Annotated in this window: 17 protein-coding genes and 1 riboswitch; of the genes, 8 read left to right on the top strand and 9 right to left on the bottom strand. The window is 33.7% G+C overall.

Going from position 1 to position 19,448, the window contains the following annotated elements; translation table 11 throughout:
* Positions 1-11: 11 nt before the first annotated feature.
* Positions 12-1,250, bottom strand: coding sequence for a glycosyltransferase (locus tag ES677_RS00660; RefSeq protein WP_148380127.1), 1,239 nt, complete (start codon positions 1,248-1,250; stop codon positions 12-14).
* A gap of 15 nt (positions 1,251-1,265) precedes the next feature.
* Positions 1,266-1,739 carry a heme-binding domain-containing protein gene (locus tag ES677_RS00655; protein WP_148368691.1) on the bottom strand — a complete coding sequence of 158 codons (474 nt, stop codon included), beginning with the start codon at positions 1,737-1,739 and terminating at the stop codon, positions 1,266-1,268.
* 898 nt (positions 1,740-2,637) lie between these two features.
* Here ES677_RS00655 and purB point away from each other — a divergent pair.
* From purB to ES677_RS00625, 5 genes are all read left to right on the top strand, one after another.
* Positions 2,638-3,981: an adenylosuccinate lyase gene (gene purB, locus ES677_RS00645; RefSeq protein ID WP_148368692.1), complete on the top strand. Its 1,344-nt coding sequence runs from the start codon at positions 2,638-2,640 to the stop codon at positions 3,979-3,981.
* 290 nt (positions 3,982-4,271) lie between these two features.
* On the top strand, positions 4,272-4,631 hold the full coding sequence (locus ES677_RS00640) for a hypothetical protein (protein WP_148380126.1): 360 nt from the start codon (positions 4,272-4,274) through the stop codon (positions 4,629-4,631).
* Positions 4,632-4,634: 3 nt separating this feature from the next.
* The gene (locus tag ES677_RS00635; protein WP_148380282.1) at positions 4,635-5,042 is read left to right on the top strand and encodes a GLPGLI family protein; all 408 of its coding nucleotides are present in this window, start codon (positions 4,635-4,637) and stop codon (positions 5,040-5,042) included.
* 59 nt (positions 5,043-5,101) lie between these two features.
* Complete coding sequence (locus tag ES677_RS00630) at positions 5,102-5,854, top strand: GLPGLI family protein (RefSeq protein WP_148380125.1); 753 nt, start codon at positions 5,102-5,104, stop codon at positions 5,852-5,854.
* A complete protein-coding gene (locus ES677_RS00625; RefSeq protein ID WP_148380124.1) occupies positions 5,841-8,513 on the top strand; it encodes a TonB-dependent receptor in 2,673 nt (890 codons plus the stop codon). The genes ES677_RS00630 and ES677_RS00625 overlap by 14 nt, the downstream gene beginning before the upstream one ends.
* Positions 8,514-8,588: 75 nt before the next feature.
* Here the strand turns inward: ES677_RS00625 and ES677_RS00620 are convergent, their stop codons facing one another.
* From ES677_RS00620 to ES677_RS00605, 4 genes are read right to left on the bottom strand one after another with little or no spacing between them, the layout of a single operon-like run.
* Entirely contained in the window at positions 8,589-9,134 is a 546-nt protein-coding gene (locus tag ES677_RS00620; RefSeq protein WP_148380123.1) for a DUF4252 domain-containing protein, read from the bottom strand.
* A gap of 28 nt (positions 9,135-9,162) precedes the next feature.
* The gene (locus ES677_RS00615; protein WP_148380122.1) at positions 9,163-9,726 is read right to left on the bottom strand and encodes a DUF4252 domain-containing protein; all 564 of its coding nucleotides are present in this window, start codon (positions 9,724-9,726) and stop codon (positions 9,163-9,165) included.
* A gap of 58 nt (positions 9,727-9,784) precedes the next feature.
* Positions 9,785-10,258: a hypothetical protein gene (locus ES677_RS00610; RefSeq protein WP_148380121.1), complete on the bottom strand. Its 474-nt coding sequence runs from the start codon at positions 10,256-10,258 to the stop codon at positions 9,785-9,787.
* Positions 10,245-10,754 carry an RNA polymerase sigma factor gene (locus tag ES677_RS00605; protein ID WP_148368700.1) on the bottom strand — a complete coding sequence of 170 codons (510 nt, stop codon included), beginning with the start codon at positions 10,752-10,754 and terminating at the stop codon, positions 10,245-10,247. Before ES677_RS00605 ends, ES677_RS00610 begins: the two co-directional genes overlap by 14 nt.
* 143 nt (positions 10,755-10,897) lie before the next feature.
* Here ES677_RS00605 and ES677_RS00600 point away from each other — a divergent pair, with 143 nt between their 5' ends.
* Both ES677_RS00600 and ES677_RS00595 read left to right on the top strand, forming a co-directional pair.
* Positions 10,898-12,295, top strand: a complete 1,398-nt coding sequence (locus tag ES677_RS00600; RefSeq protein ID WP_148380120.1) for a S41 family peptidase — start codon at positions 10,898-10,900, stop codon at positions 12,293-12,295.
* 15 nt (positions 12,296-12,310) lie between these two features.
* Positions 12,311-13,006, top strand: a complete 696-nt coding sequence (locus ES677_RS00595; RefSeq protein WP_148380119.1) for an adenine nucleotide alpha hydrolase — start codon at positions 12,311-12,313, stop codon at positions 13,004-13,006.
* A 48-nt stretch (positions 13,007-13,054) separates the two neighbouring features.
* Here the strand turns inward: ES677_RS00595 and ES677_RS15580 are convergent, their stop codons facing one another.
* Genes ES677_RS15580 through ES677_RS00580 form a run of 3 tightly spaced genes read right to left on the bottom strand, consistent with a single transcriptional unit; the run spans position 13,055 to position 17,969 of the window.
* Positions 13,055-15,022, bottom strand: a complete 1,968-nt coding sequence (locus ES677_RS15580) for a DUF5074 domain-containing protein (RefSeq protein ID WP_246124303.1) — start codon at positions 15,020-15,022, stop codon at positions 13,055-13,057.
* Between the two features lie 32 nt (positions 15,023-15,054).
* Entirely contained in the window at positions 15,055-16,134 is a 1,080-nt protein-coding gene (locus ES677_RS00585) for a YncE family protein (protein ID WP_148380118.1), read from the bottom strand.
* Positions 16,135-16,139: 5 nt separating this feature from the next.
* Positions 16,140-17,969: a TonB-dependent receptor plug domain-containing protein gene (locus tag ES677_RS00580; RefSeq protein ID WP_148380117.1), complete on the bottom strand. Its 1,830-nt coding sequence runs from the start codon at positions 17,967-17,969 to the stop codon at positions 16,140-16,142.
* Between the two features lie 31 nt (positions 17,970-18,000).
* Positions 18,001-18,229, bottom strand: a riboswitch (cobalamin riboswitch).
* A gap of 68 nt (positions 18,230-18,297) precedes the next feature.
* Between ES677_RS00580 and ES677_RS00575 the strand changes: the two genes are divergently transcribed.
* Positions 18,298-19,446: an ABC transporter substrate-binding protein gene (locus ES677_RS00575; RefSeq protein ID WP_148380116.1), complete on the top strand. Its 1,149-nt coding sequence runs from the start codon at positions 18,298-18,300 to the stop codon at positions 19,444-19,446.
* Positions 19,447-19,448 lie beyond the last annotated feature (2 nt).

Below are 19,448 nucleotides of genomic sequence, written 5' to 3'. Positions count from 1 at the left end.
TTGTCTTTAGTTTAATCTTTTCTATTTTTGGCTTCAATCCATTTACTCATAAACTTTGTGCTTTGCAACGTATGATGCATTAGTAACTGACCGGTAAAATTATGTAATCTATGAGATTCTAAATCTGTTATTAGAGATTTCAGTCGACGTACCAATAGCGCTCCAAAATGAAGTTTATTAAAGCGCTGGTTTACCACTTCAAATCCGTTGTTTTGAAACGTATTCCAAATAAATTCAGTACTGTATAACTCAATGGCCTTATTTGCAAAAGCGTTTGGAGTATCTTCAATAAAGGCATTGGGATTTAAATTTCCGAAAAGGCCTTCGGCTCCCACTGTTGTCGTTACACAAGGTGTTCCGCTTACCATTGCATCTACGATCTTTCCTTTCAACCCTGCGCCAAACCGTAAAGGCGCTAAACAGACTTTTGCATTCTGCATTACTGTAGCCACATTCTCGGCAAATCCCGTTATTAAAAAGCCCTCCTTTTCATTGTGAAGTTGTGTTACTTTTTGAGTGGCATAAGCACCATAAATATGCATTTCGGCTGCTGGTAATTGTTGTTTAATTAGTGGCCAAATACTTTCTTTTAAATACAAAATAGAATTGTAATTGGGTTCGTGTAAAAAATTCCCTATGGTTACAAAATGTTTGCGCTTAGAATACGATGGAAGCTGTTGTTGTGCAGCAACCGAAACGGAATCTAGCATAAACGGCAAATACAGCAGTAGGCGCTCATCAACTTTAAATTGCTCTTTTAATAAGGTCATTTCAGCTTCAGAAATAACTAAGGTAAGGTCACAGCGATAAATACTCGCTATTTCACGCTTTGCCGTATCGTTAAACAAATAGTGGGTATTAAATTCAGCGTTATCTTTATAGGCTTGATGACGGCCGCGTCGTAAGGAATGTAAATCTTCGGTATCTAAAACACGTAGCGCCTTTGGGCACTGTTCTGCAACCCGCCACCCAAATTGTTCTTCGACATTAAACCGATCGAACATCACAATTTCAGGATTTAAAGTTGAAATAAACGTGTCGAAACTCGCACTGTTTATTGCAATAGCGGCCGTTTTAACACCAATACTTTCTAAATCGAAAGCATTAGCACTTTTAGCACACGCGGTTGCAAATGTAACGGTATACTCTTGAGCTTGAAACACCGCAATTAATTGCATCATTCTACTTCCAGCAGCCGAACTTTTAGGCTCGGGCCAAACAAAACCGATAATAAGTATGTTTTTTTTCACATTAAAATAATTATACTATTCTGGCCTTGGCGCTAATGCATAGCCTAATCGCACTTGGTTTGCCCAATCTATAACTGCTTGAATTTGTGACTCGCTTAATTGCGCTTCACTATGTGTCCATATATAGCTGGGTAACGGCATCTCTTTTTGTTCTACCATTTCTATAATCTCTTCAAATTTATGGTCTTTTCGTTTTACCGAATTACCCTCCCAATTTGAGAGATCAAGATGCTTTTTTCCGTCGTTAATATGTTCTGCTAACCAGTAATTAACTGGCGTAATCGCATTATACCAAGGATATCGTGAAGCGCTGGTATGACAATCGAAACACGATTCTTTCAAAATAGCTTTTACGTTTTCTGGCGGATTAGTTTCAGCTAGAAACGCGTTGACCGATTCTAAGTTACCGTCATTTTTTTCTGGTCGGAAAAACTGAGCTACAATAAATAAAATAAATAAAGCGACTAGTATTTTTTTTAGGAGTTTCATGTTTTTGATTACATTAGAATTCAAAAGTAAAAAAACTAGGGACACTACAGCAACTCTACGACAAATTAAATTAGGTAAATCACGCGCGATAAAAACAATTGTATTATGCTAATCGGGTCATTAACACCCCAAATTTAATCCCACAATTACTCAATATTCTGTTTACGCCAAACGATCCTATTTCGTGCCGAGCCGAGTGGGTTTCCGCTATTAAGTGCGGGCAAAAACTAGAGGCTTGTCACCCCTATTTAGAGACGCTTATCAACCAAATGCATACTGTGCACCTTGATTCTGCTGTGCGACCTGCCGCAAAAGTCGGCGCATAGATAACACGGCATACTATTCTAAACTCGATGCGCTAGTCAAGCATCATTTAGACGAAACACACAAAGAAAAAATGATTGCGTCTTGTTTTGATTCGATGATAAACGATGACGGCATTGCACCCAAAGCCTATACTATGAATAGTTTGTTTTTATTTGGTAACGAATACTCTTGCTTTCATCCGGAACTTCACTGATTTTAGAGCGCGATTACCAAATGCAAAGTATTGGTTTTAAAGATAGAGCACAACAGATCCTAAAAAAAATGCAGCGATTAATTGTTATCCGATAAGTGCGATAAGGCCACCTCACTTTAAGTATTAAGAAACAACAATTAATTGTAACACTCTAAAAGACAGCAATGCTTTATTTAAAAAGCGTCCTTTCTACCGCATTAAAATCACTTTTTTAACACCAAGTGTTATTTTAATAAAGTTACAAACCGTGTTCTGTTAAAAGGGTTAAAGACAGTAATTATAAAAAGCAATATTTTAAGAAATTCCTAAAAATACAATCGGTAATCATCGTCCAAAAAAGCTATCTTTGTTTTTTTTCAAAAACAATACAAAATCACTATGTTATTATCTACATTAAATGCCATTTCTCCAATTGATGGCCGTTACAGAAACAAAATTGATAAATTAACTCTTTATTTTTCTGAAGAAGCACTAATAAAATACCGTGTTTTAGTAGAGATAGAATATTTTATCGCACTTTGTGAACAACCATTACCGCAACTTGACGGCGTAGATTCCTCTCGTTTTGAAGAATTAAGAGCTATATATAAAAACTTCTCTACGGAAGACGCGCTAGCTATTAAAAAAATAGAAAGTGTAACAAACCATGATGTTAAAGCTGTTGAGTATTTTATTAAAGAAAAATTTGATGCTTTAAATTTATCAAAGTTTAAAGAGTTTATCCATTTTGGTTTAACGTCTCAAGATATTAACAATACAGCGATTCCGTTAAGTATTAAAGACGCTATGAATGGGGCTTACGTTCCTGAATACACTAAATTATTAAACCGTTTAAAAGAACTCGCTGCAGAATGGGCCGACATACCAATGTTAGCTAGAACTCACGGCCAGCCCGCTTCGCCTACTCGATTAGGCAAAGAGTTAGACGTTTTTGTTGTGCGTTTACAGGAACAATTTAATTTATTAAACGCTATCCCAAGCGCTGCGAAATTTGGTGGAGCAACAGGAAATTATAACGCGCACAAAGTGGCTTACCCGTCTATAGACTGGAAGGCATTTGGAAGTGCTTTTGTCCATAATAAATTAGGATTACACCACTCGTTTCCAACCACTCAAATTGAGCACTACGACCATATGGCGGCTTTGTTTGATTGTTTAAAACGTATAAACACGATACTTATTGATTTAGATAGAGATATCTGGACGTATGTGTCTATGGAGTATTTTAAACAAAAAATTAAAGCTGGTGAAGTTGGAAGTAGCGCAATGCCACACAAAGTTAACCCTATCGATTTTGAAAATAGTGAAGGAAACTTAGGACTAGCTAATGCTATTTTCGAGCATTTATCGGCAAAATTACCACTTTCTCGTTTACAACGTGATTTAACAGATAGTACGGTGTTACGTAATGTTGGTGTGCCTTTTGGACATACATTAATTGGTTTTGCTTCAACATTAAAAGGATTGGATAAATTGCTTTTAAATGAAAGTAAATTTGCTGCCGATCTAGAAAACAACTGGGCAGTTGTGGCCGAAGCGATCCAAACAATATTGCGTCGTGAAGCATACCCAAACCCGTATGAAGCTCTAAAAGGTTTAACACGAACTAACGAAGCGATTACGCAAACGTCTATTGCTAATTTTATTGATACGCTTGAAGTTGGCGATGCTATTAAAACAGAATTAAAAGCTATTACACCAAGTAATTATACTGGGATATAAAAATAAAATTGTGAGTTCGTATAGAAACTCTTTTAATACAAAAAGGATAGCTCACGCTATCCTTTTTTAGTTTTATGACTTTAGGGTTCCAAAGAAAACTCTTTCTATTTATTTTATTTTCAAAATTATTTGCATTTACGCCTCAAAACATAATAATAATAATAATAATAATAATATATTAGCAACATTATATAATTAAATAGCAGATAATTCAGATGAGGATTTTAACATATATTAAACTTTCTATTACGATCTTTCGTTCGCTGTAAAATCAGATTAAAATTTACAAAATGAAAAATAAATTATACTTTTTTATACTCATACTTTGTGCAAGTCTCGGTCACTCTCAAGAAAGTATATTAATTGCCGATTACACGTACTCTATTCAGCCTAAAACAAGTCCTTCTACAACAACAGTAAATTCAAAATTAACATCCAATGGTGTGCTTTCGCATTACGAAATGGACTTTGTAGGCAACTTTAATTTTATTGAAGAACAAGCTGGGGAAAATGGTGGCTCTATCCTCGCCATTAAACCTAAAAACAATCCTATAATTTATAAAGACTCAAAAACAAGACATATTTATAGTATCGAACGGGTTGGTATGAAGCCTTTTTTGGTAAAGGATTCTATGAATATTTTTAATTGAAAAATTAAAAATGAGAAGAAAGACATACTAGGCTATACTTGCCAGCAAGCGACTACAGAATACCGCGGCAGACAATACACAGCTTATTTTACTACCGAAATTCCTTTTCAAACGGGGCCTTGGAAATTTTACGGTTTACCAGGACTTATATTACAAGTAGAATCGGATGACGGTGTATTGAAACTAATGGCAAACGCTATTAATATGAAGAATGAAGAAGTAACTATTAAAAACCCTCTTATTACATTAGAATTAAACCCGATGTCTTGGGATGATTATATAAAAGAATATGAAAAAAAGTATAAAGAATTGCAAAGTTACAGAGGACCAAATGGAGGGGGACGATCTATACCTAAACAAAAAATAGAGACATTAATCTATCCAGAATCCATTCTTTTAAAAGATTATTAGGGCATTACTATTTAAATAGGATTTAATTCTCAAGCATAAATAAATTTAATATATCTTATATGAAAAATAAATTCTACTTTTTAATATTCATACTTTGTGCAAGTCTCGGTCACGCTCAAGAAAGCATATTAATTGCAGATTACACGTATTCTATTCAGTTTAAAAGTCTTCCTTCAGTAACTACAATAAATTCACGTTTAATTTCTAACGGTGTGCTTTCGCATTACGAAATGGACTTTGTAGGCAACTTTAATCTTGTTGAGGAAGAAGCTGGAGTAAACGGGGGTTCTGTTTTAAATTTAAAGTCGAAAAAAAATCCAATCATTTATAAAGACTCAAAAACAAGACATATTTATAGTATAGAACGGGTTGGTATGAAACCTTTTTTAGTGAAGGATTCGATGAATATTTTTAACTGGAACATTAAAAATGAGAAGAAAGACATACTAGGCTATACTTGCCAGCAAGCGACTACTGAATACCGCGGCAGACAGTACACAGCTTATTTTACTGCGGAAATCCCTTTTCAAACGGGGCCTTGGAAATTTTACGGCTTGCCAGGACTTATATTACAAGTAGAATCTGATGATGGTGAATTTAAAATGATTGCTAATAAAATAAACATAAGCAAGAAACAGGTTGATATAACAAACCCTTTTTCTGAATATAAAGAAGAACCTATATCCTGGAACTTATATACAGAGATATATTATAAAAAATATAACGAATTAAAAAACTATAGAACTCCAAATGGTGGTGGATTCTCCATTCCTAAAAAATTAATTGAAACTATAATTAGTGCCGACAACTAATTTAAAACTATCGAAAATAGTTATTAACCCTACTTATTTCAAAATCATACTTGCTATGGTTTTGTTTTCTTGTAGTTTTAATAGTGTGTTTTCACAAAACACTATTTCGGGCACTGTAATAGACAGCGAAACCAAAGAACCTATTGCCTTTGCAAGTGTTTTTTTAAGAGATAGTGACGATACAATTCTCTCTTTTAACACGACGAATACAGATGGTTACTATTCTATTGAGTTTATAGATACAGCTAAAAATAGCACTATTGAAACTTCGATAATAAGTCATATTTCAAAGAAAATTAAGCTTCCAAAAGAAAGTGATTCACATAAAAATTATATTCAAAACTTTGAACTTGACTTAAGAGTTTCAGACTTAGAGGAAGTCTTCATTGCAACTAAAAAACCCATTATAGTTAAAAACGACACCACATTTTACAGGCCTAATAGTTTTAAAGATGGTACGGAGCGTGTTTTAGAAGATTTACTTAAAAAATTACCAGGACTAACTATCGCCGAAAACGGAAGTATAAAGTTTAAGGGAAAACAAGTAACGCGCGTATTGCTAGATAACGATAACTTGTTTGATGTTAATTACACTATTGGTACTAAAAACATCAATCCAGAGATTATTCAAGAAATCCAAGCTATTGAAGGGTATCAAGAAAACGCACTATTAAAAGATGTTAAACACTCTGAAGATGTTGCTTTAAATTTAACACTAAAAAAGGGTGAAACAGACGTTTCCGGAGATCTAGATTTGGGTTTAGGCATTGACAATGTATATAGCTTAAATGGGAATGCGCTTTCGGTATCGAAGAAAATAAAGGGATTTGCTCTAGTAAACTATAATAACGTTAACAAAAATATGAGTCCGTATCGTTTTGATGCCAACACCTTTGATTTATCCAAAATTGAGGAAAGCAAACAAAGAGCTCATAATTTTACAGATGCCACTGCTTTTAGCGCCAGCCTTCCTTCTAAATACACAGGCTCTAGCAACACGTTTTTTGGGAGTTTAAATGCTTTAAATAAACTATCAGATAAAATAGCGTTACGCCTTAATTTAAATCATTTTAGAGATAAATTGCGTTTAAATAATGCCACAAAAACACTTTATAATCTAGATGAAAGCGATTTAACAATTAGCAACACTTACGATTTAGAGAAAAAGCCAATAGTTAATGTTTTGGACTATGAACTTAAAGTAAAACCAAGTTTAAAATCTGCTTTAAACTTTAAAGGTAAAATAGATTACACCACCCTTGCTATTGATGCTTTAAGCACTAATAACAACTCGCTTTTTAAAGAGGATAAAAACAGTAAAGACTTATTTATTAAGCAGCAGATAGAATTTACAAAGAAAGTAACTACGGAAAGTGTGTTTCAGGTTACTGGAGATTTTTCGAAAAATGATATTCCTCAATATTTAAACTTTAATAATATTACGAGTATTAACTCAACTATTACCGCACAAGATATTAGAGTTAAGCACCAAACTATAGACGTTGCTTCAAAATTTTTATCGAAACTAAAAAACGGGAACTACGCTATAGCTTTGGGATATTACAACCATAATAACGCGCTAACCTCAACGAATAGCTTCGATACTATTTCTAATTTATATAATAGAAATACTACGACTATTGAAGATAATTCGGTGTATTTGGATGTAGAATACGTGTTTAAAAAGAATCGCTGGCAATTTATACTAGAAAATGAGTTGTTAGTATCTGCAATTAAAATTGATAATAATGCGGCTTTATTTAAGACCCATAAAATTATAAATAATCCATCGGCTACTGTTAATTTCAGTTTAAGTAATGCCGCTGTATTGTATGCTAAACACAGTATTGTAAACAAATTACCAGAATTAAATAAAATCTTTTCTGGCCGAATTAAAACGGATAACCGAAATCTATTGTCTAATCAATTTAATTTCAACTTAATACAAAACAAAAACACTTCTTTTGGTTACAGAATTAATGATTTTTATAATTTGTTTCAATTTAATTCCTATTTCAACTATTCTAAAGTGGACTATGATTATCTAAACACACTTTTTATTGATGATGTTAACACCTTAAATATTTCTGAATTGCAAAAATTGGATAATAACAATTATCGCCTAGGAATAGATACTGAAAAATATATTGATTTTATTAAATCTACGCTAGATTTAAAAACAGCGTATACTATTAATAATTATAAGAATATTATTAATAACACAGAGATACGGGAGAACAAAAACAAATCTTTAAATTTACAATTAGAAGTAAGAACAGGGTTTAAAAAGGATTTAAATTTTGCTAATAAAGTGATTTTTCAAAATAATTCGTTTTCTTCAAAAGGGTATAATAGCAATCAATTTACGACTTTTCAAAATCACTTTTCTGTAAAGTATATTAAAAACAGGTTCTATTTTACAGTAGATGGAAAATACTTCGATCCCAATTTAAAAACACGCAATAACAGCATTACGTTTATTGATGCTGCTTTTAATTATCAGCAGAAAAATGAAAAGATAGACTATTCATTGCAGGTTAATAATCTACTTAATAAAAGAGAGTTTGTAGAATTAAATTCTTCCGATTATTCATCAACACTGCAGTCGCAAAAATTGCTAGAACGTTATTTTTTATTTTCGGTTCGGTTTAAATTATAAACCCTTCAAGAAAGCCTTTAAAGCAGAAAAAGGATAGCTCACGCTATCCTTTTTTAGTTTTATGACCTATAAACTTTAATTATTAAAATAGTCCATAACTTTACCTAATTGGTTGCCATCGACATCCATATCTTTCATTTTTTCCATAAGGTGTACTAATTTCTCGGGTTGCATATTGTCTCCAATAACACGAACCACGGCGAAACCGACCGCTTCTGAACTCGCTAATAGTATAAACTCGTCGATCTCATCATTATTTCCAATGGTGCTTACTCTAAATTTAATACCATTATCGCTAAACTCCATTAATTCGCTATAATCTTTATTTTTAAAAACAGTTTTGGCTTTCTCTAATTCTGACACATAAGACGCTTTATTTGCTTTATCAACTTTATAACCTAAAATATTAACCTTCTTAAAAGAATTGTAAACGTCTCGTTGTTCGTCATCTAGTTCAGTTTGCGAAATATCTATCATTTTAGGAGACAGATCAATCATTAAAAACTCAGGCTCATCTTGATGCCCTACAAAGTACGTTTGTATGGATTCTTCATTTGTACAACTAAAAAGTGTTACTAAAAATAAGGCGCTTAATGCAAATAGTTTAACTAATGGTTTCATAATGGATGGTGGTTTTTAGAATCGTTAATTACTTTTTCTTCTCTAATTCGTCGCTTCCCGGTAAGTCAAACTTCTTAGTTAATTTAGAAATCTGATTCAGATTAATATCTCCCGTAAAAGAAACGACAACCGTTTGTAGGCTTCGCTTTTTCCCATTGATATTAATATCTGCATCATTCATTACAGCGTCCAATCCGTTTACGAACATTAACAGCTCTGCAACATGGTCTTCATCTTTACCTTCCTTAACGAAGAACTTTACGATCATTCCGTTATCCTTTACTTCCATCAATTCTTCTAAAACATTAGATCTTGATTTCACCCATTTAGAGACATCAGCAGCTATTGCCTTATCATCGGTTGCTAACGTTTTAAAACTGGTAATACTATTTACCATTTGCATAAACTCTTTAGCTTCGGCATCATCTGAATTAATGTCCATTTTGGCTAACATCTGGAACATTTTAGGTTTAATAGACACGTAAGTTACGTTACTATCATCGCTATATCTCGAAAATATATCGCTCTGTGCTAAAGCGGTTAAAGGCATTAAAATAACTGCTAAAGCAAATAGAATAATTGAATTTTTCATAGTGTTTAATTTTATGATTGACGGGGTGTTTTTTATAGTTTTCATATGTTTTTTATTTTTAATTGTTAAATACTCTTCTTAATGGGTGATTAAATTCTTTTAAATAATCGACTTGTATTCCTGCTGTGTTTATAGCCTCTAGATAGCCTACTTTTTCGGTGCCTTTATTAAATTGTTTAGACACAAAGTGCAACGACTCTTTTACCTGTTGGTAAGCGAGTGCTTTCTCAGTTTCGGTATAGTCATCAGTCTCATTTAAAAATAAATTAAAGAAAAACCCAAACATTAAAACGCCTACCGCTGCTACAGATAACCATTTATAGTGTATAACACTTTTAGTTTTTAATGGCACTTGCTTGGTAAATTGTTCTTTGCTGCTCTTAGAAAAATAGGCAAACATTGGTCTATACATTTCCAAATGCGGCGCTACAGTTTCTTGAGAAAAATAGTCTTTTAACTGCTGCTCTTCTTGTAATGTGGTTTCCCCATTATCGTACTTTTCTAATAGTTTTTCTATATTATTTAATACCATAATTATGTGTACTAGTTAATTGTTCTCTAATTGTTTTTCTGGCTCTAGATAAATTCACGCGTATGGCGGTTTCATTCATATCCAGCATTTTTGCAATCTCTTTAAACTCGTATTGCTCGATATCTCGAAGTTGGACAATCAGTTTTTGTTGCTCGGGTAACGTATTCATTATTTTTCCAACCCACTCTAAACTGTCACTAACTTCTAGTTGTTTTTGCAAGGCTACTTGCGTGTCTTCGTAATTATTATGAACTATTTTTAAATTTTGAGCGTGTTTCGATTTCAATTTATCATAACAAAAATTCTTTGTCATCGTCATCGAAAACGCTTCAACATTGTTATAGTTTTTTATAGTTTTTTTATTCTTCCACAGCTTCATTAAAATTTCTTGTGTGGCATCTTCAGCTTCTTCTGTCGACACCAGTAATCGTTTTGCTAAACGAAACACTTTGTCTTTAAAAGGCGTCACAATAGTTAAAAAATCTGACTGTGTCATTATATTACTTTGGTTGGTGGTTTGGTTTATAGCACTTTTTATCGCTCTATAGTATTACGACGATTGGTTTTCGGTTTTGTTACAATTTGTTTTTAATCCCGATAAAAGTAAGTACATTTAAACTGAAAAAGAAAACTATTATAATGAAACCCCTCTCAAGAATCTTACTCTATTTAGCAGTACCCATTGCATTAACCAGTTGTTTTGAAGATTTAGACGACCAACCTATTGCTAACGTCGATATTAACGATTTCGTATACAAAGCAATGGATGTCTATTATCTCTATAAAGAAGATGTTCCTGTTTTAGTTGAAGACAAAGTGTCGAGTGCAGATTACAACAATTATTTATCGCAATATTCGCGGCCACAAGAATTGTTTGAAAGTTTAATTTACAACCGTACTACTATTGACCGTTTTAGTTGGATAACCGACGATTATTTAGCATTAGAACAACAATTTAGCGGTATCACTACAACCACTGGAATGGAATTTGGCTTAGTGCGTTATGCTTCAGGTTCTAATGATATCTATGGTTACGTGCGTTATATTTTACCCAATACCAGTGCCGAAAGTGCTGGATTACAGCGTGGCGATTTGTTTTATGCCGTAAACGGAACACCTTTAACGGTCTCCAATTATAGACGTTTATTAGGTCAATATTCGTTTACGTTGAATTTAGCCGAATACAACGATAACACCACCACAACTCCAGATGATGATACTATTGATCCTACAATAAATACAATCGATTTAAATACCGTATCCTACACTGAAAACCCCGTTTTTAAAACAGATGTCTTGCAAGTGGAAGGTGAAAACGTGGGGTACTTAATGTACAATGGTTTCGTCGCTAATTTTAATGATGCTTTAAGTGCTGCTTTTGGCGTGTTTAAAGGGAATGCAGTGCAGCATCTGGTTGTCGATCTGCGGTATAACCCTGGTGGCTCGGTAACTTCTGCTGCACTTTTAGGGAGCCTTATTACGGGAGACTTTAATGGTGATATTTTCTCTAAACTACAGTACAATTATCAATTACAAAGTAATAACACAAGTTATAATTTTACGTCTCAAGGCAATAGTTTAAATCTTAATACAGTCTATGTGTTAACCTCTAAAAGCTCTGCTTCAGCAAGCGAAATGGTGATTAATAGTTTAAAACCTTATATAACCGTAGTGCAGGTGGGGGCTATTACAACTGGGAAATCTCAAGCTTCAATAACATTATACGATTCTCCAGATTTTGGTCGTATCAACGCCGATCCTAGACATACGTATGCGTTACAACCATTAGTGGCAACAACGGTCAATGTTTTAGATGAAGGGGTGCCATCAACTGGATTAGTTCCTTTAGTAGAATATGACGAGCAACTAAATAACTTAGGCATTCTAGGAACTGAAACCGAACCCCTTTTAGCTGAAGCTTTAAACCATATTTCAAATACTAACAGAACCGCCAATACAACGGAAGGTAAATCGTTTGAAGCCGTTGGAGACAGTAATGATTTAGTGCCTTTTTCGAAAGAAATGTACATCGATTAACACTACAAACACGATATGCCTAAACATAAAACTTATTGCAATTGGAGCAGCGGAAAAGATGCTGCGCTCGCTTTACATTATACGCTTAAAGAGAACAAATACGATGTTACAGAACTAGTGACCTCTGTGAACTCGCATTTTCAACGCGTTACAATGCACGGCTTGCCTATAAATTTACTAAAAGCACAAACGGAGGCTATTGGCATAAAAGGCACGACTATAGAGTTGCCCGAAAACCCATCAATGGATCAATACAACCAAATTATGAAACGCACCACCACGCGTTTACAAAACGAAGGATATACCCATAGTTTGTTTGGCGATATATTTTTGGAAGATTTAAAACAGTATCGCGAAACAGAATTAGAAAAAGTAGGATTAACTGGCGTATTCCCTTTGTGGAAAAAAGATACCAAAACAGTAATTAATACGTTTTTAGACTTAGGCTTTAAAGCCGTTGTTATTTGCGCGAGCGCTAAATATTTCGATGAAGATTTTGTAGGTAAAACACTAACTAAAGACCTTATAGCAGGCCTACCAAGCGATGTAGATCCTTGTGGTGAAAATGGTGAATTCCATACCTTTTGTTATGATGGGCCCATTTTTAAATCGCCCGTTAAGTTTACTATTGGAGAAAAAACGTATCGAGAATACGATGCACCCAATGCCGAAGGAGAGAAAACCGGCTTTTGGTTTTGTGATTTAGTATAAAAAAAGCCTCTTTAAAAGAGGCTTTTTTTATGAAATTAAATATGCTTGTTACTTTTTAATCAACTTGACAGTTACGGTGCCTTTGTCAGATAAAATATTAACTAAATAAATACCAGTAGTTAAACGATCTATATATATAGGAGTTTTAGCAGATTTATTGTTTTGTTGTAAAACCAAACGTCCTTCCGAAGAATAAATAGAAATTAAACCCGCTTTAGAGATATAAAATTCAGAGGTTGCTGGATTAGGATAAATCTTCACCCCTTCGGTCTTAGCAAAAAAGTTTATACTTAAGGTTTCGTTATTTATTACGCCAATGGCATTCAAATCGAACCCACCGGAGTGAAAAGGAGTTGGAAAAGGCTCGTTAATTATGTTCCCATAAGAATCGTAAGTTGCATACGCTGGGTCTATAGTTCCTCCAACATCAATTACCTTTATATGCGTAATACCATCTTTGTTTAATAATGGATCGTCAGCGATATCACTTATGTCAAAAGGTGTTCCAAATCCAGAACGGTATTTTCCTGCTAGATTATTAATATATGTTGCATCAACATTTCCAAAACCACCAACTTGTGTAGTTGTTTGTGTCTGACTATGAGAAGGGAATCTGAAAAAATTAACACCATCCGAACTTACTTCAACAAAAGCTAATTCTAAAAAGGTATCGCTAAAACTATTTTCAAAAACAGCAAAATCGAATCCAGAGCTATTTATAATTGGTGTATCAAATGTCAAAATGGCTTCTCCTCCATCACCTAAACTTACAACATCTCCATTAGCCACACCAACAGCTGAATCTGACGACCCTACTGTAGGATAATTACTACCATTGTAAGTAGCTGAAGGATCCGTTATATTTATTAATCCTCTTGTTACAGTCGCTCCTGAAGCCCAATCTATAAACAAATTACTATCTACAGCAATAGCTGTTGATCCTGCTTGCCCTGCTGGGGGAGCATAAAGACCTAATGGCATAGTATATTTATAAACACCATTTGGGATTATACCAACGGTGTAAGTATTCTCGTAACTCCCTGCTATACCGTAAGTTGTTATTTTACCATTACTCACGTAATCTACAGCATCTGCCAAATAAAGCGTATTATCAATTAATGATAATCCATAGGCTATCTCAACGTTTTGAGTAGAGGTATTAATAAATTCTGTACTCGGTAAACTTGCTGAAAAATCGAAGTTAAAAATATTATTATTTACTACGTAGAATGCCTCTCCATTATCAACTTGTAAAAAGTTTGGATGCTCTCCAGACGCAAAATCATATTCATTCATTACAGAAAAATCTGTTAAGTCTATTCTATATAATTTCCCTAAAGACTCTTCTCCAGTCCAAGCTTCTTTTCCTCCACAAAGAATATAAAGATAATCAGCATCAGTTGTAATAGAATTTGGAACATCGCCCACTGTTATTTGAGACACAGTGTTATCGGTTAAATTGATCACAGAAACAGAGTTTCCGTAACCATAACCGCCTTGGTGTGCCACAAACAATTGATTATTGGCTTTTATAATTTCTTCTGGCCCTTCAACTACGGAAATAGTGTTGATAATTGTGTTTGATGTTAAATCCAACACAGCGACATAGTCATCGGCAATGTCTGAAGGATCTCCCCAATTGGTTATATAACCAAAACCATCGTCAAATGCAATATATCTTGGGTTACTAATGTCAGTTGTTATAGTTGCAATATGAGCAAATGTAGAACGGTTAACCACAGTTACTTCGCTACTACCATTAGAAATAATATAAGCATTGTCACCATAAAACCCCATGCCTTGTGCCAATTGGCCTATATTCTGCCCTGTATTTTCTGATGCAAATACATCTGTACTTAAAGTTCCAGAATTGCTTAAAAAGGAAACTGAAGCCGTCTCGGTACCAAACATTCCTTCATTTAAAATGAAAACACCATTTTCATAACTCTGGGCAAAGCCTGAGAAAGCTAAAAAGCTAAAAATAGAGGTGATCAAGAATAGATAATTTTTTTTCATGTATTTAAGTTTTAATTTATTTAAGTTTCTATTTAATTATTATTATAAAATCCGTTTGGAATTATCTTTACGTCAAAGCCTTCTTGGTACTCACCCTGTAAATTGTAGACTAATACTTCTCCATTAGAAACATAATCTTTAGCATCTGCTATGTAAATGTTCCCATTAATGATTCTAAATCCATATAATACGCCTACATTTTGAGGACTTGTTGAAAATAAGGCTGCTGTAGACAATGAAAAATCAGTTAACTCCATTTCAAAAACTTCTGAATTTAAAGTGTATAGAAGAGAATTGTTATTAATTTCTAAATACCCTGGATGAACCCCATCAGCAAAAGCGATCTCATCTTCAACTTGGTTTGTTATCATGTTAATTTTATAAAAACCCGCTAAAGTTTCGTCGCCTGTATAACCACCTTTTCCGGAACAAATAACATATAAGTCGTTATTTTGAGTAACCATATTTCCAGGTACATCTGAAACAGCTATACTATAAGTAATCGTTTCCGAAGTCGCATCCAGTACGGATATTGTATTACCGTAACCCCAACCGCCTTTATGTGCTACATACAATGTTCCGTTATTATTTAATATGGCCTCTGGTCCTTCTGGAACCAGTATAGTATTTATAATAACATTAGTTTGAGTGTCTAAAACCGCCACATAATCATCGGTAGTGTCTGCTGGATCTCCCCAGTTTGTTATGTACCCTTTATCACCAACAAAAGTCATATATCGCGGGTTCGAAATGCCGTTTTCAATAGTTGTAATTTTCTCGAAAGTATAGCGGTTTACGACTTCAATAGTATTTGAATTGTTAATCAGGATGTAGGCTTTGTCTTCATAAAACGTCATACTTTGTGCTACATCTCCTAATTCTCTACCATTAACAGCAAAAAAAACGTTATTATAAACTTGTCCGGAAACATCTATAAAAGAGACCGAAGCATTTGAATGTGTGTAACCACCTTCATTTAAAACAAATATTCCATTAGCATAATTGCCCGAAGGAGGTGGATTGTCTATAATAATTTCACGATCGTCACTAGTACAATTTTGCAGAAGCATAATCACAGCGAACATGGCAAATAATTTTAAACGTTTATTCATAATTTCTAAATATTAAGATTTAAATACACACTAAAGTTTCTTCCTGCCGCAGGCCTGTTTAAAACACTCTCGTAAGTCTCATTCCATAAATTGAGAACTTGTGCTCCGAGGATGTATTTACTTTCGCCCTTTCCAAAGCTATATTCCATTCCTATATTAGCGACCATATAACTATTAACAATATGTTCTGAGGCATTATCGGTTGTTGTATACACTTCTCCGTTATTAATAAACTGGTAATAAGCAGACATTTTTTTATAATTATAACTAACAGAAGCTGTTAGTTTGTTATAGGGAACATAAATAAGTTGCATATCTGTTTTTTCATTTTCCGAGACAGTATATGCGTAGGTTGCCGATACATCTATAGTATGCGTTCCTATTTTTTTATTGGCTTTCAAAAGAGCTTCAAGTCCATAAATATTAACATTTTCGGCATTCTTTGGTCTCCAAACACCATTAACATCTGGCGTCCATAATAAAAGATCTTGAACCGCATTGTAATATCCCGTAACAGTTAATGACGCATTGGGTATATGTAAAACATTACTAATTTCTCCTTGATAAGATAACTCTGGTTTCAAGTCTAAATTACCTAGTCCTTCCCAATATAAATCGTTATAAGTAGGGATTCTGAAATTTTTAGAAGTGTTCAATTTTAATTTGTAGAAACTAGTAATTTCAGCTCGTATTCCTGCAGAATATAAAAAAGGATTTTCATACGTATTATTAAGTTCCTGACGTACACTTATTTCGTAGAGAAATTGATTATTTACTTTTTGTTTTACCCCAAAAACAACAGAGCCTAAATGACGAATTTCATGTTCAATATTAGACCCTTCGCCATTATTTTGGTCGTAATTAACTCCGCCACTTAAAAGCAAACTTTCCCATCGATAATCTACATTGTATTTTACAAATAAACTCCCTACTTCTCCGTAGGTATTATAATCTCTATCTATATTTGGGTAATACTCATAGTTTTCTGTTAAATAAGCTACTTTAGTATTAGACACTAAATTATCCGATTTTAACACCCACTCTAACATATTTCGAGTATTAAAGTCGTAATACTTGGTTTTTAAAGCATTTGGAGTTGGGACAGAGAAATTTCTTTTACCATCATAAATATTAGAATATAAATTTACGGTGTTTTTATGACCTAACTTAAAACCAAAATTTGAGTTGATATTTGTACTATTAAATTGACCGTTCTTGTTAGTTCTGTCGGTTCCTAGATACTTATAATCATTATCCGATCCTCTACGCGAAACGCCTAGTGAAAAACTTTTAGTTTTAGTTGAATAGGCTGTTTTGTAATCTATTCCGAAAGTATTAAAACTCCCATATTTTAAAAAAACTTCGTTTTCAAAACCTGAATTATAGGTCACATTATTTTCCAAATAAATACTTCCTCCAATCGCATTACTACCATCTAAAACACCACCTCCACCAGATTTTACAATCACTTTATCAAAGCCTCGTGTATTAATAGTATTAAAATCTGTTTGACCTGTCGTTTGCGAATTAATATTTATTCCATTCCATAAAACAGCCGTTTGTTGGGCCGTTGTGCCTCTAAAACTAGGAGAAGACACCATCCCTAATCCGTTTTCCTTTAAATAAATCGTAGAATTAAAATTTAATAGACTGGTAAGAGACGCTTGGTTACGCTTTAGAATACTATCGTTTAAAACGGTTTGAGTTGTTGTATAAACAGAATCCTTTAACTTGATATATTTCAAATTAACTTCACTCAATTCCGTGATAGGAACAACTTGCGCAAAAGTTGCACCGCAGCATAAAAATATTAGTATAAAAAATAATCGTTCCATAAATCTTGAAGACTTTTCTCCCGAAAGTCGTTTTAGATGTTAAAAAATGGCAGGTCTCCTGGCTTTCGTCTTAACTATTTGTCTTCCCAGAAAAAATATCCAGTGACTTGAAGTGTAATAGTAAGCATTCACAAACGTGAACAAAGAGTACAGTTGCGGGAACAGCTTCCGAATTTAACGGAATTCCCTTTTAATCGATACATAAAGTTCAAAACTGCTTTGATACTTTTCTATACCGAACCAAAATTCGATGCAAAAGTAAACATTTTAGTTTATGTTATTGCAAAAGATTAATTAATATTACTTTTGGAGCATTAAAACTAAAGCTTTGAAAACATTCTTATTATTTTTATTTGTTAGCCTTTCATTATGGTCTTGCAAAAATGAAACAAAAAAAAACACTGTACTTCCTAAAACACAAAGTACGACGGTTCCGTTATCTTATGCCGAAGGGTTTGCAATTACTAAATATGGTAACCACTCGGTTCTAGAGATAAAAAGTCCGTGGCCGACTGCTAAAAACAGTTTTAATTATGTTTTAATTTCCAAAGAAGAAGCAGCTAAAACCACGTTTTTAAAAGACCAATACGACGGTATAATTATTACACCCATAAAAAATGTAGTCGTAACATCTACAACGCATATCCCCGCTTTAGAGCTTTTAAATGTTGAAGAAACACTTATTGGGTTTCCGGGCACCGATTATATTTCGTCTAAAAAAACACGCGCAAGAATCGCTGCCAATAAAGTCCGTGAGTTAGGTAAAACTGAAGGTTTAAATACCGAAGTCGTTTTAGATATTAATCCTGATGTGGTCGTTGCATTTGGAGTAGATGGTAAAAACAAATCCTTAGAAACCATAAAAAAAGCTAATATTCCTGTTATCTATAATGGGGATTGGGTAGAAAAATCGCCTTTAGGAAAAGCAGAATGGATTAAGTTTTTTGGCGTTTTATACAATAAAGAAAGGCAAGCCGATTCAATCTTTAATCGTATTGAAACCGATTATAACGCAGCGAAAAAACTAGCCTTAAACACAAGTACACAACCAAGTGTTTTAAGTGGCGCTTTGCATAAAGATACATGGTATTTACCTAATGGTCAAAGTACCGAGGCACAGTTTTTAAAAGATGCCAACACCAATTATTTATGGAGTGAGACTAGAGGCACAGGAAGTTTATCGCTAAATTTTGAAGTGGTTTACGACACCGCAAAAAACGCAGATATTTGGTTAAGTCCGTCGTATTACACAAGCAAAGAAGCCTTAGAAAAAGCCAATGCGCATTACAGTAATTTTGATGCTTTTAAAAATAATAAAATATACACGTTCGCTAACACAACGGGGAAAACTGGTGGTGTCACTTATTACGAATTAGGTACAGCACGCCCAGATTTGGTTTTAAAAGACATTATTAAAATCTGCCATCCGGGAGTATTGCCAAACTACACACCTTACTTTTTTAAACTTTTAAAGTAATT

It is taken from the genome of Bizionia gelidisalsuginis (assembly GCF_008086185.1).
GTDB classification, from domain to species: domain Bacteria; phylum Bacteroidota; class Bacteroidia; order Flavobacteriales; family Flavobacteriaceae; genus Bizionia; species Bizionia saleffrena.
The sequence above is the reverse complement of the archived record's forward strand: the minus strand, read 5'-3'. Positions and strand labels throughout refer to the sequence as shown.

What these genes read in the sequence shown, in the direction of transcription:
- ES677_RS00605 (WP_148368700.1), bottom strand. Translation starts at nt 10,754, where the DNA reads ATGACACAGTCAGATTTTTTAACTATTGTGACGCCTTTTAAAGACAAA.
- ES677_RS00610 (WP_148380121.1), bottom strand. Translation starts at nt 10,258, where the DNA reads ATGGTATTAAATAATATAGAAAAACTATTAGAAAAGTACGATAATGGG.
- ES677_RS00620 (WP_148380123.1), bottom strand. Translation starts at nt 9,134, where the DNA reads ATGAAACCATTAGTTAAACTATTTGCATTAAGCGCCTTATTTTTAGTA.
- ES677_RS15580 (WP_246124303.1), bottom strand. Translation starts at nt 15,022, where the DNA reads ATGAAAAAAAATTATCTATTCTTGATCACCTCTATTTTTAGCTTTTTA.
- ES677_RS00640 (WP_148380126.1), top strand. Translation starts at nt 4,272, where the DNA reads ATGAAAAATAAATTATACTTTTTTATACTCATACTTTGTGCAAGTCTC.
- ES677_RS00655 (WP_148368691.1), bottom strand. Translation starts at nt 1,739, where the DNA reads ATGAAACTCCTAAAAAAAATACTAGTCGCTTTATTTATTTTATTTATT.
- ES677_RS00615 (WP_148380122.1), bottom strand. Translation starts at nt 9,726, where the DNA reads ATGAAAAATTCAATTATTCTATTTGCTTTAGCAGTTATTTTAATGCCT.
- ES677_RS00585 (WP_148380118.1), bottom strand. Translation starts at nt 16,134, where the DNA reads ATGAATAAACGTTTAAAATTATTTGCCATGTTCGCTGTGATTATGCTT.
- ES677_RS00580 (WP_148380117.1), bottom strand. Translation starts at nt 17,969, where the DNA reads ATGGAACGATTATTTTTTATACTAATATTTTTATGCTGCGGTGCAACT.
- ES677_RS00595 (WP_148380119.1), top strand. Translation starts at nt 12,311, where the DNA reads ATGCCTAAACATAAAACTTATTGCAATTGGAGCAGCGGAAAAGATGCT.
- ES677_RS00600 (WP_148380120.1), top strand. Translation starts at nt 10,898, where the DNA reads ATGAAACCCCTCTCAAGAATCTTACTCTATTTAGCAGTACCCATTGCA.
- ES677_RS00630 (WP_148380125.1), top strand. Translation starts at nt 5,102, where the DNA reads ATGAAAAATAAATTCTACTTTTTAATATTCATACTTTGTGCAAGTCTC.
- purB (WP_148368692.1), top strand. Translation starts at nt 2,638, where the DNA reads ATGTTATTATCTACATTAAATGCCATTTCTCCAATTGATGGCCGTTAC.